Source organism: Paenibacillus sp. BIHB 4019 (genome assembly GCF_002741035.1).
In the GTDB taxonomy this organism is placed as follows: Bacteria; Bacillota; Bacilli; order Paenibacillales; family Paenibacillaceae; genus Pristimantibacillus.
This window is the reverse complement of record NZ_CP016808.1, coordinates 3,776,351-3,791,471: the sequence shown is the minus strand read 5'-3', so window position 1 is coordinate 3,791,471 and position 15,121 is coordinate 3,776,351. Positions and strand designations below refer to the sequence as shown.

16 protein-coding genes are annotated in these 15,121 nt (G+C 41.6%); all 16 read right to left on the bottom strand.

Features of this window, described 5'->3' with window-relative positions:
- Positions 1–181 precede the first annotated feature (181 nt).
- Positions 182–559 carry a hypothetical protein gene (locus tag BBD42_RS16465; RefSeq protein ID WP_099519032.1) on the bottom strand — a complete coding sequence of 126 codons (378 nt, stop codon included), beginning with the start codon at positions 557–559 and terminating at the stop codon, positions 182–184.
- Positions 560–678: 119 nt separating this feature from the next.
- Entirely contained in the window at positions 679–1,749 is a 1,071-nt protein-coding gene (gene bglB, locus BBD42_RS16460; RefSeq protein ID WP_099519031.1) for a beta-galactosidase BglB, read from the bottom strand.
- A gap of 35 nt (positions 1,750–1,784) precedes the next feature.
- A complete protein-coding gene (locus tag BBD42_RS16455) occupies positions 1,785–4,340 on the bottom strand; it encodes a hypothetical protein (protein ID WP_099519030.1) in 2,556 nt (851 codons plus the stop codon).
- 5 nt (positions 4,341–4,345) lie between these two features.
- Positions 4,346–5,170 carry a carbohydrate ABC transporter permease gene (locus tag BBD42_RS16450; protein WP_099519029.1) on the bottom strand — a complete coding sequence of 275 codons (825 nt, stop codon included), beginning with the start codon at positions 5,168–5,170 and terminating at the stop codon, positions 4,346–4,348.
- Positions 5,170–6,075, bottom strand: a complete 906-nt coding sequence (locus BBD42_RS16445) for a carbohydrate ABC transporter permease (RefSeq protein ID WP_099519028.1) — start codon at positions 6,073–6,075, stop codon at positions 5,170–5,172. The genes BBD42_RS16450 and BBD42_RS16445 overlap by 1 nt, the downstream gene beginning before the upstream one ends.
- 96 nt (positions 6,076–6,171) lie before the next feature.
- The gene (locus tag BBD42_RS16440) at positions 6,172–7,464 is read right to left on the bottom strand and encodes an ABC transporter substrate-binding protein (protein WP_099519027.1); all 1,293 of its coding nucleotides are present in this window, start codon (positions 7,462–7,464) and stop codon (positions 6,172–6,174) included.
- Positions 7,465–7,501: 37 nt separating this feature from the next.
- Positions 7,502–8,368, bottom strand: coding sequence for an AraC family transcriptional regulator (locus tag BBD42_RS16435; RefSeq protein ID WP_099521639.1), 867 nt, complete (start codon positions 8,366–8,368; stop codon positions 7,502–7,504).
- 512 nt (positions 8,369–8,880) lie between these two features.
- Positions 8,881–9,285: a hypothetical protein gene (locus BBD42_RS16425; protein ID WP_150131559.1), complete on the bottom strand. Its 405-nt coding sequence runs from the start codon at positions 9,283–9,285 to the stop codon at positions 8,881–8,883.
- Positions 9,286–9,305: 20 nt separating this feature from the next.
- The gene (locus BBD42_RS16420; protein WP_099519025.1) at positions 9,306–9,599 is read right to left on the bottom strand and encodes a pentapeptide repeat-containing protein; all 294 of its coding nucleotides are present in this window, start codon (positions 9,597–9,599) and stop codon (positions 9,306–9,308) included.
- 38 nt (positions 9,600–9,637) lie between these two features.
- Positions 9,638–9,790 (bottom strand): hypothetical protein, encoded by a 153-nt coding sequence (locus BBD42_RS31810; protein ID WP_172455521.1) that lies wholly within the window; start codon positions 9,788–9,790, stop codon positions 9,638–9,640.
- A gap of 3 nt (positions 9,791–9,793) precedes the next feature.
- Positions 9,794–10,225, bottom strand: coding sequence for a hypothetical protein (locus tag BBD42_RS16415; RefSeq protein WP_099519024.1), 432 nt, complete (start codon positions 10,223–10,225; stop codon positions 9,794–9,796).
- Between the two features lie 218 nt (positions 10,226–10,443).
- Complete coding sequence (locus BBD42_RS16410; RefSeq protein ID WP_099519023.1) at positions 10,444–10,833, bottom strand: hypothetical protein; 390 nt, start codon at positions 10,831–10,833, stop codon at positions 10,444–10,446.
- A 78-nt stretch (positions 10,834–10,911) separates the two neighbouring features.
- Positions 10,912–11,394 (bottom strand): DUF2716 domain-containing protein, encoded by a 483-nt coding sequence (locus tag BBD42_RS16405; RefSeq protein ID WP_237163532.1) that lies wholly within the window; start codon positions 11,392–11,394, stop codon positions 10,912–10,914.
- 710 nt (positions 11,395–12,104) lie between these two features.
- Entirely contained in the window at positions 12,105–13,283 is a 1,179-nt protein-coding gene (locus tag BBD42_RS16400; protein WP_099519021.1) for an MFS transporter, read from the bottom strand.
- A gap of 54 nt (positions 13,284–13,337) precedes the next feature.
- A complete protein-coding gene (locus BBD42_RS16395) occupies positions 13,338–14,366 on the bottom strand; it encodes an LLM class flavin-dependent oxidoreductase (protein ID WP_099519020.1) in 1,029 nt (342 codons plus the stop codon).
- A 60-nt stretch (positions 14,367–14,426) separates the two neighbouring features.
- The gene (locus BBD42_RS16390) at positions 14,427–14,843 is read right to left on the bottom strand and encodes a MarR family winged helix-turn-helix transcriptional regulator (protein ID WP_099519019.1); all 417 of its coding nucleotides are present in this window, start codon (positions 14,841–14,843) and stop codon (positions 14,427–14,429) included.
- Positions 14,844–15,121: the final 278 nt, after the last annotated feature.

Sequence of the window (15,121 nt, the reverse complement as noted above, 5' to 3'; positions counted from 1 at the left end):
ACGGTAGAGATTAGCCGCGAAGCGATTAGTCGATGCCACGTCCGCTGATTCTGATCCCTTGCTTCTCTTCTTTTCCCAGCCACAGAACGTCAGCCCACAGAGTAATTACAGCGTTAAATGGTTCCTTCGACTTCCTCAAAATGCTTAAAATATGCAGCAGCACCCTGCTTATTAACTTTTATCATGTTGAGCTTGCGACTTGTATAAAGAGCTTTACGATAAAAAAGATTCCTATTACCACCATTATTAAAAATATGGTATTCATTCGTATCCCTGTTCTAAGCAGCTTTGTGTTGTAGATGAAGTAATCCTCATTAATTTCTTTATCTTCATAGTTCGCTTGTAATATTCTCAACTTAACGCTTGTTCTAACTAAACTAACAAGAGAAACTAAACTCCACAAAAAAATGATTATTAGTAACAAAAAATTTATATAAAAAAATGTATTATCATTTATATATCCTAAGTCAGGAGCGTATATAAACACTACAAAAATAATCACTAGAACTATTCCTGCTATTCCAATATAGGAAGATGCCTTATTATGATTTGGTTTCATTGCTATTCCCCCGTCTGAATTACACCACACGACTTGGAATAATATTACTATAAAATCACATAAAAGGGGAGGATACAGGAACTTTCATTCCCATATCCTCCCCACAAGAAGCCTTGCTATTATTCGGCATCAGTAGCGTTCAAGCCCTCTATCAGGATGAACAAGGCGAGCGCCTGTCCGTAGCCCATCGGGCTAAGTGGAATGTCCTTATAGAACTGGGCATTCTGGCCGACAGGAGTTCCGTAGGACACCTGCTGTACGATTCCTTTTTCATCAATGTGCCGCAATACAGCTTCAAGCGCCTTCAAGCCTGTCTGACGATAGGCTTCATCCACGTAGCCATACCGAATTCCCTTAAGAATGCCGTAGCCAAATGCTGCTGTAGCCGAGGTTTCTTTGTAAGAGTCAGGGTCATCCAGCACAGTATGCCACATGCCATCCGCTTCCTGAAGCTTGCTCAGAGCTCTAATTTGAGCAGTCGCCGTATCCAGCAAATAGGCTTTCAGCCCTTCTTCTAGCGGCACAATATTAAGGAAATCAATAACTCCCGCCGTGTACCACGCATTGCCTCTGCCCCAATGGACAGCACCATAATTATGATTTTCGTTAAAATCCCAACCGTGATAGAATAATCCGGTTTTCTTATTATACAAATATTTGATATGCACAAGAAACTGTCGTTTAGCTTCTTCCACAAACTCAGGCTTGTTAAAGTAAACCCCTGCCTTCGCCAAAAATAGAACCGTCATAAAAAGGGTATCTATTAAAATTTGGCCGTCATTGGCATCTCCCGTTATCATATGCTGAAACGCGCCATCTCCCGTGCGCAGCAGCCCTTCCATAATCCAGCCGCTCCATTCCTCACAGACACGTTCATATTCCTTGTTCCCGGTAATCTCACAGAGCGAAATCAGCGTAAGGAGCGGGGCGCATGTATTCACATTTTTTTCTGGCAATCCTTCCATCAGCCTGGCATTGTACCAGGACTCCAGAAATTCCAGCACCTTGGCATCCTTCGTTGCCTCATAAAGCTGAAGCAAGCCATATAGACCGACACCTTGCGGCCATTCCCATAAATGAATATCAATTAGGCCAATCGGAAATTGCTCATCCATTGCTGTATTTTCCATGGACTCCATCGCATGGGATACCTTGCTTATTTTCTCCAGCAGCATCGTTCTGTTCAGCATATTCGTATTCGCTCCTTTGCTTTGTTGCCCCAGGCTCAGTTCCCCATGTCCAGCAGCTGCAATTGTCCACTAACTCCATAACCGCCGTGCATAATTTCCTCCCCATCTATAAGGAAAGGCTTATTCATTCCCCATTGAATTTGACCATATATCGGGTCTGCTAGAGTAAACGACAAGGTTTGGCTGTCGAATTGCGGGCTTGCAGCTAACATTTGGTTTTTGAAATGGCTGAAGCTCCCGAACTGCTGCTCGCTGCCTGCCCTTATTATCCAGGCGTTGCGCAAGCCGTGCGAGATGAGCTCACGCTCTTTCGTCACTCCAGCTGTCTCCATAGCTGCCCCATTAGCCGCATATATGGCTGCATATCCTTTATCCAGACGGGCAAAATGCCAGTTCCCCTCCCTTGTCCATTCCGTAAAGGAATAGGAAGGAAAATAAGCATGTGTCCAATCTGAGCTTTGATTAGTCGGAATGTCAAAAATCATGAGCGCTATGCTCTCATGCTGAACGACGTCGGGCAATATGCCATTTCCTGCCCAAAAACAAGGCCTGCCGTCTCCATGCTTATAGATTTCTGCCGGATGATTCACCCAAATTTGCGCCTCAGGAGACAATGATAAATGATTGACATGCTCCTGATAGCCTTGTTTGCCTGGACGAAACCGAATAATGGAGGATAAGGTGTACTCCGCAGTGCGATAGTGATAGAGCTTGGCATAACCGCCCTTGCCCTGCTGATTGGTAAACACCAATTGCTGTTTGTCCCCAAGGAGCAAATGCTCTTGATACGCTGCCGGAGGCATATAATCCGATAAACACAGGGCGACATTGCTAATGGAATAATTGTTTACATTGCCGACTCCGTATCCAATCCAGCACATGGAGGTCGTTCCCGCTGCATAATGGCCCAACAATTCCTTCTCATAGCTGCGGCCGAAGGTCGTAGTCATGACTCCTTGATGCATTTGGACGGTAATATAATAGAATAAGAGGTCCATAGCCTGTTTCGCTTGCTCCCGGAGCTGGTCACTATGGGCAAATTCATAAATATGCAGCAGCCCTACCGCATCAATCGGAATATAGGCGCTGGAATTCCATTCTGCCAGTCCTTCGTCAAAAAAGCGCTCAAACCATAACGCAAGCCTCTGCTCTGCTTTTTGGCGGTGTACTGTACCGGATTCCCCGCTGTTGCCGAACGTTTCCTCCCCGAACAGCTGGCCCGCCAGCAGCTCATTGGTATGAAACAATAGGGCATGGTTTTCACTGAAAAACCACATCACATCATCGCCCGGCTCATCAATCCAATAGCGATAGCCCAAAATGCTTGCTTTCACCCGATTCCAGAACGCTTCGGTAAACAAACCGCTATTTCGCTCATCTCTCCAAAGACGGAATAGTCCGACCAGGTAGAAGTCGCTGCAATCCTTCCGTTGTTCTATCCCTTCCACGCCATCCAGCAAAATCTTCTCTACTGCCTGGAAATCGCCTCCTGTTTTCAGCATGGCGATCGCCTTGTGTATATTTGGACTCCCCTTCTCGGCCATACAACGAAGGGCTAGGGATTTGCGAGCTTCTATATCTGCAGCATTCTGCGCAGCCTCATCATAGGTTGTATCATAGGATTGACAACCGAACTTCTTCGTAAGTACAACGTTAGAGACTGAAATGGTTAGAGTGAAATAAACGTAATGATGGCCGATCTCATTCGTATGTGCCAAGGTCAGATCAGCTTCACCCTCAGCTATGCGTATCGTTTTATTTTCCGTCCCATCAAAAAAATTGCCATACTGAATCTCTGCCTCTGTAACGATGTCAGGAAAGGGGAGCGGAAGCCGCAGCTTGATTTCCTCCCCTTTAAAAATATCCGTAGGAAAATAGGCCTGTTCAAGAGCTTGCTCTGCCGATTGCACGAGCTGAACCAGATCGGGAGCGATAGGCAAGGAAATAGCCAATTCCTCGCCGCCTAGATATTCCACTGCGAAAGCATACATCGTATCCCGTTCGGCAAGATCCTCCCAGCAGGCATAAATTTCATTGATTCCGGCTGCAAGCTCTGCTTCAATGACGATTTCCTGCTCCTTGTTCCGAGTGAGCGGGGCAAAGTCTGCCGCCAGCTGTCCATTAATCCACAGCGCCAAGCTGCCGTAGGTTCTCACCCGTAGCGAGGCGGTATGGCTAGCAGGCGATACAAGCCGTGTCGCCGCATAGCTGCGAAGATGGGTCGGGACGAACCAAAAGCCTGATTTCTCCACCCTCGGATTATTCCAAGGCGAATACAGCTCCCAAGACATCTCTCCCTCTATTCCCTGCATCCTGTCCCCTGGCATTGGAAACTTGCTCCATTGATCGAAGAAGCGACCCGGGGGCTGCATTCTCCGATTGTCTACAAATTCCTTGCGGCAAGGATTTTCATGAATGGCAAAGCCCTCTATGAGCCAATCATTAATATCCCCCTCCATCGTTGTTGGAACAAATTTAACAGGCTGTGTGTAAATTCCGTTAATCAACCAATGATTAATCATTTGATTTTGCCCTAATTTCATGGGCTTATAACGCAAGGCGTCAATTCCGCCACTGATGGTGTCAGACATTCTAATCATCCTTTCATACCTGAAGTAATCATGCCGCTAACAAAATAGCGCTGGAAAACGATAAATACGACAAGCACTGGAATCATCGTAATGACGGACATGGCAAGCAAGCTTCCCCAATCTACGCTGTATTCTCCAATAAAATTAGACAGTGCCAGCTGGATCGTGTATTTTGCTGGATCACTAATTGCAATGAGCGGCCATAGGAAATCATCCCATCTCCACATGAAGGAGAAGATCGCCAGCACAGCAAGAATAGGCTTGGCGATGGGAAGAATAATGCTCCAGTAAATTTTCCACTCGCCTGCTCCATCCATCCGTGCAGCTTCCAGCAGCTCATCCGGTACCGTCAGCAAATACTGCCGCATCAGGAACACCCCTGTCGGGGTAGCCGCAGGCGGGATAATAATCGCCAGCATGCTGTTATACATGCCAAGTGCGCTCAGCACCTTGAAGATCGGAATCATAATGACCTCGATTGGAATCATCAGGGTGGAGATAAAACCGATCAAAATGATCGAGCTCCCGCGAAAGCGGTACTTGGCCAATGCAAAGCCTGCCATGGAATTAATCAGCAGCAGCAGCAGCGTTGAAGTGAGCGTCACGATCGTACTATTTTTGAAATACAAGCCAAAATCGCCTTTGCTGAACGCCTCCTTGAAATGCTCGAAGGTTACAGGCTGCGGCCATAGCTTGGGAGGATAACTGTACAAATCGCTATTCGTTTTTAGAGCGGAAATGACGACCCATAATACTGGCAGCAGCCAAAATAATGCTGCTGCACTTAACAAACTGTAGATGGCGATTTTGGTTAGTGGCCTAAGCTCCATTAGACAGCGCCTCCTTTGGACATACGGAATTGCAGGGCAGAAAACCCGCCGATAATGACAAATAACATCACAGACATCGCACTAGCCAAGCCAAGCTCCTGCTTCGTAAAGCCAATCTCATAAATATATTGAACAATATAGGTCGTTTCTTTGCCCGGCCCGCCGCCTGTAAGCGCAAACATAAGCGGGAACGCTTTGAACGCATCAATCAGCGACAGCATAAATACGAGCAAACTCGTTGGCTTCAAGAGCGGGAGTGTAATATGGCGGAACACCTTTATTCCCGTTGCCCCATCCAAGCGGGCAGCCTCGTAATAATCCGTAGGTATCGCCTGCAAGCCCGCTATGAAAATGACCATGAAAAAGCCGGCCCGTGACCATACAGTCGCAATAATAACAGCCGCATTGGCCCAAAATGGCGAGGTTAAAAAACCGACTGGCTCCACTCCGATTAGAGTAAGCATGTGGTTCAAAATGCCAAATGAATCTCCAAAAATCCACTTCCAGGTCAAACCTACTATGATAAAAGAAATCATCGTCGGCCAATAAAATATGGCTCTGAACAAGCCGCGCATTTTAATCTCGCGTGCAAGCAGCGTAGCAATACCTAGTGCCACTGCATAAATGAGCGGAACAACAATCGCTGCATAAAGCCCCGTTCGTCCTATCGTCGTCCAAAATTCCTTATCCCCAATAATCTTGATATAGTTGCCGAGCCCATTGAACTTCATTGGATTCAAGCCATCATAAACATGGAAAGAATAAAACAAGCCCAATAAAGAGGGAATTACGATAAAAACACCAAATATCAGGAGGTTGGGAAGAATGAACAGATAAGGAGCAATGGCGAGCTTTCTCGTCTGTCCTGTCTGCTTTTTACGGTTTAAACTTTGACCTCCGCTCATCTGCTTGCCCCTTCCATATGAATAAAATGAAAGGGCGGCCTGACAGAAACCGGTCCGCCACCCCTCTATGAATACGATTTGCCGCCTTAGGCTTGCCTATTGGCTTGCAATAGCCTCGTTAATCAGCTTGGCTGTCTTGTCCATTGCTTCCTGGGCAGTTGCTTTATCCGATAGCACGTCAATAATATTATTTTTCAAATCCGTCGAAATTTTGGAGATAAGCGTCTGTCTGGACCAGTCATTGGCTGCAAGCGGCGAAGTATTTTTAAGTTCATCCGAGAAGACCTCATACATTTCCTTGCCGAATTCATAATCCAGCACAGAGCTGTCCTTGCGCGGACTCATAAACAGAGACTCCTGATTGTATTTAGAATTCACTTCTTTGGACGTCAAATAGTTAATAAAGGCTGCTGCCTCCTGCTCATTGCCGCTGCCTTTGAAAGCCATGAGAAATTTACCGCCTGGCACTGAGGAACGTTGTGTTCCTTTCGGCATATAGGTAACTCCCCATTCAAAATCAGTAATGTCCTTGTAATTGCTAATCATCCAGTTGCCGGCCCAGTGGGCAGCTACCGTCCCGGAACGGAACAGATTGTTAGGATTTTCCCCGCCGAGCCATACGGATTCCGGCATGATTCCGTCTTTATGAAGCTGCTTAAAGAGCTCCATGCTGCGAATTCCGGCTTCGCTGTTAATCGCTGCTGCGCTGCCATCTTCGGTTACCATGCTTCCGCCGTTCTGATACAGAAGCGTAGACCATCTATGCGGTGTAACATCCCAGACCATGCCATATCTTGCTCCGCCTTTGTCCATTACCTCTTTCAGCGCAGCGATATACTCATCCCACGTCCACACTTCCTCTGGGGAAGTCGGTACTTTAACGCCCGCTTTATCAAACAAGGTTTTGTTATAAATCAGCCCATTCGCTGTTACATCCATCGGGGCAGCGATCAGCTTGTCATTAATCACATAATAAGGCTTAAGCGAATCAATAAATTGACCCTCGAACTGGTCGGCACTTTCCACATAAGGGGTAAGATCCACTGCCTGATTAGCGAACGATCCCGTATCCGTAATCCGGCTCAGAGCAGGCGGCTTGCCACCAGATATCATCGTTTTCAATTTTGTTTGGAGATCCTTGAAGCCGACTTCAATCAGATTGATTTTGACATTGGCATTGGACTGCTCGTATTCCTTGATGATCCCCTTGATCACTTCTCCTTCATTCCCATCAGAGAACCACAAGAAATCCAGAGTAGCCTGCTTGGCACCTCCTGTGTTACCGGTACTGCCGGTGCTCGTATCCGCATTGCCGCAAGCAGATAGCATAATGAGCGACATCATTAAAACCAGGCTAAAGCTGAGCTTGAAGTTCGTTTTTGGTTTCATACAAACATCTCCTTTGAAATGATTAATGAATTTCGCTTTAGTTAAGCACTTTATTTTTTCGAAATAGCTGTGGCGAGGAACCAACATATTGTTTAAAAGCTCTGCTGAAATATTCAGGTGTGTTGAAGCCCAGCGTTTCTGATATGGACAGAATCGGCTCATCCGTAGACAGCAGCAGCTTTTTGGCCTCGGCCACCCGTTTTCGTATCACGTAATTACTCACTGTGTATCCCGTCGTCTCTTTAAAAGAGTGGCAAATGTAATATTTGTTCAAATGGAGCATTTTGGACAGCTCATCCAAAGAAACATTTTCGGTGTAATTTTGGTTCAAAAAGTTAAGAACCCGGCTCACGCTTGTTTGCTTCTGGGAAGGAGATGAACGATCATTTACGGACTGCTCCATTTTCATTTTCCGGTAAATGCGCAGCAGCAATTGAGTCAGGCTCATTTTGACCATCATTTTATAGCCTGTATTTCTGGCTTCCATCTCCTCCTTGATTCCTTTGAAAATGCTTTTGATCTGTTCACGCTCCTCCAAGGACCAATGCACCAACAATCCATTAGGATGGCGAAAGATAGACATCAGATTTTCGAGTTGGCTAACGCTGAGCATGTCCAAAAGCAGCAATTCTGTAAAATTGACGAAGCTTCGCTTGTACACGATTTCTCTTGAAGGATTAATCCGGTGCGGCACCGCCCCTCTGAATACAAACATATCCCCAGGCGAAGGCTTATAGATTCGATCTCCGATCAAGAAGGTCGCATCCCCCTGTATAAAATAATGAATTTCATAACCGTTATGAGTATGAATAGGCCATTCATCCTGAAAATTATCCGCTTCTGACCGCACATAAACTTCATTTTCCTCCAAAGCAACATTCGTCGGGGTATGGATGGATAGCACCAATAATGATCTCCCTTCTATAAATAGAATCAGCAATATTGATCAATAATTAAAAATGATAGCGCTTTATATTGAATTGTATCATAGTAAATTAAATAGAATCAGGACTATATTGCTGTATTGTTGATCAGAATTGTTGAAAATAATAAGAACTGATTTCACAAGATCATAAATCTCTGGGGAGCCTTCCAGACATTGGTTAAATAGTGGAGTCGGCAGCGCCATTTTCCAGAATTGAACGCTAGGCTTGTCTTGATTCTTACTTGCTGACTAAGCTGGAGAAATAAAAAGAAGACCGCATGCACAGCCCTAAGGCTGATCATACGGTCTATTAGGAAATGGTCAAATGATATACGAATTTGTACTGTCCAAGTTGAAAAATGAACTTAGTTATTCTTTATCCAATACCTTTTTATTCTATTTCCATCATCTTCAATGAAATCTGTGTCCGGTATTCCGCCATTATTAATGATTGTTTTTTCCTTATGCTTACCAACATACACCTCTTTCTTTTATGTTAACCTGTAATACTTGCTGTAAAAATCAATTACTTTTTCTCTAGTCATGTAATCATCATTTGTTTCATATTGCTCTATGTATTCCATTATCTCTTTAGCTAATGTCGTATTTAATTCTTTCAAAAAATGAATAGTCTCCTTAAGTCCTGCACCCATTAGCAATTCTCCATCAATATAGCAGCCTGCATCAAAATCTTTTCTCTTAGCATTCCAAATTAGGATAGTGTCCTCGGGATAACCAAAGGTAAAAAGCAAGATACAGAGCGTTTTTAAATACTCATGTTCTTCTGTATTAGAATCATTCGTTTCTTCGATTAGTAACGACCTAATTTCTTGTAAATATTTCAGGTCCGGCTCTAACCCGAAGCGTTCTAATAAAATATCTTCCCTGTCCATCATAACCCTCCCCCGTATTTAGCCTATATCATTTTTTCTAAGTCTTTTATTTCAAGAATCACGGAATGATAGTAATTTCCAACGAATTGTATGCTATATCTCTTTGCCCTATTAAACACAGCCGAACATAACATAGTTCCTGTCCATTCCGATTCTGTTAAATCCGCTTTTGAAAAATCAAGGGCAAAACTACATTCTACAAATATGCATCCACTCAGATTATATTTTCGAAGACTTCCTTCTTCTACCTCTATCCCTGAAAAAGTCTTTTGACCAGCTTCAAGTAATTGTTTAAATTGATCGATAGTCAGCTCCATTTAAACAGTCAACACCTTTTGGAGTATATTTCTTGATACTATTTAATCAGTGTCAGCCCTTTTTCACCCAACGCACTAGTATAAACTTTGGTTGATTCAACTTCCATGCCAAAAGCTGCTGCCGGATCAAGAGCGAATACCCGCAGCGTGAATACATTGCTGATGCTGTTGACCTCTTCATAAGCTAGCATTGATTAAATCCCTATTAAAGTAATAAATTCATTGATTTCAAGCTGGGATTCGATCCACTCAAGAAAATCTTTAAGCAATGAAATTATCTCTTGCCTAATCATTTGAAACTCTTCTAATTTGCATGCCCTTAGAGTTCTTTCTTTATAGAATATTGAAATGTACTCTTCTAACTTTTCATCTTGATATTTGATTAAGAATTCCTTTTGCTTCTCAACTTCATTCATAATTATTTTCCATTGACTTCTTTCTAAAACAAAACAGTTGAACGGATCATATCCTTCGAAGCCCCTCTTTACTGCTGGAACTATAAAACTGAAAGCATCATCGGTTAAGTATACTGACTCTGGCTTCAGATAACCACCACCAGTGTATCGTCTAGGAAATAGTTCAATGTAATTTAAATTTTCTAATTCATGTAATCTAAATAGCTTCATTGTAGTTACCCTCATGAGTAAATTTTATTTGATAGTTTCTGATAGCGTTCGTGTAGTTACGACTTCAATAGATTTAAGGAACTAAATAGTATTCAAAATCATAATCTTTCTATATAATATCCATCAATTTCTACATGCTCATCAAATTCTTTATATATGGATTCAATGCTTGGAGCATCTTTTCCAAGACGAAATTCAAGTGATTCTAAAATATTGTTTCAATCCATATCACTAAATATATAATCCAAACCGAAATGATCTGGCAAATACACAATTTTTTCTTCTCTAAAATATTTTGCAAACTCGATACATATCTTTCTCAAAGTATCTCTCGTCTCTAAATGGGTTAAAAAATGATACCAGTATCGATTTGCCCTAACACAACAAACCATATCTTTATTAAATGAAAGATCTATGAATCCATAGTTTATTTGAATATATTTCTCGATGAACACATTAATTTCTCTACTAGTTTCTCTTTCCTTTGTTTCAAAGTCATTTGAAAGATTTAAGCAAAAAAAGTTATCTTGATTTTTAAGATCCTGATAAAAGGTTCTAAAATTTATGTTTTGAGGATATTGAATTAGAGCTGTAAAAATTACCCCCATGAAATTGCCTCCTTACTCGTTCATCACGATTGCATATAATGTACGCAACCTTGAAGAACTATTATAACTCTCCTGTTTTTAACTTTGTCTGATAACTTTATTAAAAAGTTTAGGTTTATCTCTTTCTACTGCTTTTATAAATTCATTGCCAAAGATACAAATAGAATTCTCCCATGGGTGGCCTAAATACCCCCATGTCATAGTCTTGTTTAGAAAAAAATAATAGTCACCATTTGGATAAAGCGGTATAGGCCATTCACCAAATTCATTTCTTGGACTCTCTAAATGCGGGTTAAATAGATAAGAATCATGTTGCCAATCAAGTACATATATATATTCATACGCATCCGTGCATTCTAGCATGGCATTGACGATACACTTTTCTAAATCTTTATAGCGAACTTCAAATCCATTACCATAGAGATGCGTAATATCATAAATAACAAATGGCTCTGGTGTAATAAATGTTGTTGAATTTTCTCTAATGCCGCTAGGAGTAAATTTGAAATCCTTAGAGAACTTATCCCAAACAACTCGATAAAGTTCCGAATCGAGTTCTATCCAATTTTCCAGTTAAATCACCCCCTTTGATAACCTTTCAACCTCTTGCATTTAACGTGATTATTTTACAAACGTAATAGTCTATGTTTTTACAAAATGTCGCCATCTTCTTTAAGTCACTTACAACATCAAGGTTTGTTTGCTTTCCATATGTAATTATAATCTCTCAATCCAAGTTTTCCGTTAATTATATTTTGTTGAATCTTCAATTCTAGTTCCTTCTGTAATTCAGGCTTTGTATAATCGGGATTGCCGGGTATTCCTGAAATAAACTTAGCAAATTCAATCTCATTAGGGAAAAAGTTAATAGCGCTATTAAACTCTTCGATTTCAATGTTTATGAATCCATTGCTGTTTAATCTGTTTTTAACTGTGTCTAATGCTCCCGAGTGAATTCCGAATATCGTACCTCCAAGAAAGAAGGATTCTACTATGATTTAATATAGAGGTTGGCCCTCTTCTGTCATAAATTAAATCAAATTGTTCATCCTTAAAGGTAAGTCAGTCTTGGTCGTAGCATATACAAACAACCAAGTAATTGAAATTACTTGGTTGTTGTAAATACCAAAGAAATATTACTATGAGAACCTTCTTTTGTAGAAGAGATTATTTTAAAGGCGAATAACGATCTTGTAAAGCTTACTATTTACTTGTACGTGATCATGCGCAACTACAAAAGTTGGTTATGCAGAATTGAATATGTTTGCAGCTTATGCAAGCGGTTTTTCCACAGCAGTTTGCTCGCGATTGGGGATCTTGTGCCACAGCATAACCACTACGGCTGCAAGCAGAACACTCAATGCGCCAATCCAGGTGATGCTGGATAGGGAGACCTTAGCGACGATGAGTCCACCAGTACTGGCGCCTACAGCCATCCCAAGATGTGAAATGGAGGTATTCAGACTGAGCAAAATGCCAGATGCACTTGGGGCGAGCGTTATTAAATTATATTGCAGAGTTGGACCGGACGACCATGTCGCGAATGACCACAGCATTAGCAACGGAAATACAATTAAAATATTGCTGGCACTGAAACTTATAAAAACAAGTGCAACGACGTGAACGAGAAGGCCTACGGTTAGCGTGCGCTGGACACCCCATCTATCCGTGCTGAAGCCTCCCAGCTTCGATCCGATGAGACTCGTTACTCCAAAAGCAAGCAAAGCGATGCTAAGCAATTTCTCACTTATAGACGTCACTTGCAGAAGGTAGGGTGCAATATACGTATATGGAATGGAGTATCCAACGACCCAAAAGAATGTAACGCTCAATGCGGTCGCAATTTTGGGGGATTTCAGCAATACAAGCTGCTCACGCAGCGGAATAGAAGCTTCTCCATCATACCTTGGGATAGCAAATGCAATAATAATTAGAGCAAACAATCCAAGCACACCAACTCCGCCAAAAACACTTTTCCAGTTATACGTTGTTGATATAAGCCGGCCAAGTGGAATCCCTATTATTAGAGCTGCCGTGAAGCCCGTTAGGACAGTAGCTAATGCGCTGGCCTGTTTGCCTGGCTCAGCTAATTTTGAAGCTATCGTTAATGAGGTTACAAATGCGACACCCGCTCCAAGTGCCATAATAATACGAGCTGCGATAAAATACCCGTAGCTAGGAAGAACCATGGAAATTAGATTACTAATTGTGAAAACGACCATGGCGTAAAGTAGCAACTTGCGGCGCTCCATGCGCCCCGTTATAGCCATTAAAATGGGTGTTCCAATGGCGTAAGCAAGTGAGAAAACTGTAATTAGTTGACCCGCGGCACTGACGGAAACCCCAACATCTTCAGATATTTTATCTAAAATTCCTGAAATGACAGACTCAGAAGTTCCTATCAAAAAGCTAATTAAAGTTAATGAATATATTTTCCATGTTTTTGACACTATGATAACCTCCACCCTTTAACAGATTGTATATTTAACGCTCAACAAGATTCGTCACTGCAAAAATTCATGAGCCAATAATCGATAACCTTTGAGACTAGCACTAAGTTCAGGGTAGAAATCCAACAACACAATTTCATCAATCATTGCTTGTTCAGCCAATTCTCTCAATCTAACTTTCACTTTGTTTATACCACCGATCACAAAACGATCTTTATTTTGTTTTCTTGCCGCTTCTTCAGCAGGAGAATATTTATGATTGCTGGCCTCCTCTAACGTTGGGAAGGTTGAAATTGTACCATTCGCGTAGAGCTTGGCCCAAAACAACTCTAACGGACCTGCTAAATACTGTGCTTCTTCATTAGTTTCAGCAGTAATAACAATAACGGACATCATACTTTTAGGTATAGAAGAGAAGATAGATGGTTTAAAGTTTTGTTTATAAGCTCGTAGTACAGGTACAGCAAGTTGGGGCGATAAGTAAGACGCGAATACAAATCCAAGACCTTTTTCAATGGCAAACTGAACGCCACCATTACTTGAGCCTAACATGAAGATTTCTGGTGTATCCGTTTTAACGGGAAACGGTCTAATCTGACTAAACGGATGATCAGGCGGAAAATTATTTGAGAAAAAAGCAAGCGTCTCATTTAATTGTTCAGGAAAATCATTCGAGTTTATAGCTTCTCGCGAACGCCGCAAAGCCAATGCAGTCAATCCATCTGTTCCTGATGCTCTGCCAATTCCAAGATCTATTCTTTTGGGGTACATGGATTCTAAGGTTAAAAAATTTTCTACTACCTTTAACGGACTATGATTAGGCAACATAATGCCTCCAGCGCCTATACGAATTTTTTTTGTATGTGCCCCAGCATAAGCAATCATGATTTCTGGAGACGTACTCACCTGATTTTCAGAATTATGATGCTCTGCAAACCAATAACGGGTATATCCTAATTGCTCAGCCAGTTGTACACGATCCAATGAGTCTTTGAATGTCTCAGTAGCAGACTTATTATTTGTAATTGTTGCAATATCCAAAATAGATAATTTTATTTTCCCTGGTACGTGCGATGTAGTCATTTTCAAAACACCTTCCCGTCATTTAATTAGCCTGCTAATCTTTATTGTAAAAAAAGAGGATTACAAAAGATTATCCTCCATTTGTTTCATAAGTCTTCTTAGTAATAGTCGTTCCTCAGGCAAGATGCTTTGCAGTAATTTTTCTTGTTGAGTGTACCAAATTTTCTTGACTGGTTCTTCTAATTGTGATCCTTTGGCAGTTAAATAAACTCTGCTTATTCTTGCATCCGTGGAATCCCGTTGTCGATATACTATTCCATTTTTTTCGAGTGTATTCAACATATTTGTGACAGTTGAAGGCTCACAGTTTAAACTTTCGCAAAGCTGTAACTGTGTTATTCCGTCACCTTTCCATAGAAGACACAACATATTATCTTGCCCTACATGTAAATGGAGTTCGCGTAACATATTGGCATAGTCTCTTCGTGTTTGAGCAGCTATTTTATCTAAAAGTTGTCGAATTTCATCATCGACCATAACGTCACACCTTTGCATTTTGTATATTTTTATTTAGCACGCTAATGATATCACATTTAAATTGATTTTACAACCGATCACTCCAGTTGAATGAAATATTAGAAAACAGTACATAAACTTACTAGCGTTGCATAGAATTATGTTGTTTAAAAGGTTAAATAATTAAAATTCGATAGCCTTTAAACATGCAGCTCTAAATAATAAAAAAAGTCCCGATCGAACAATACGATCAGGACTTTTCTTTGTTTTCATTTTTAATTTATATCATTCTAAACCAT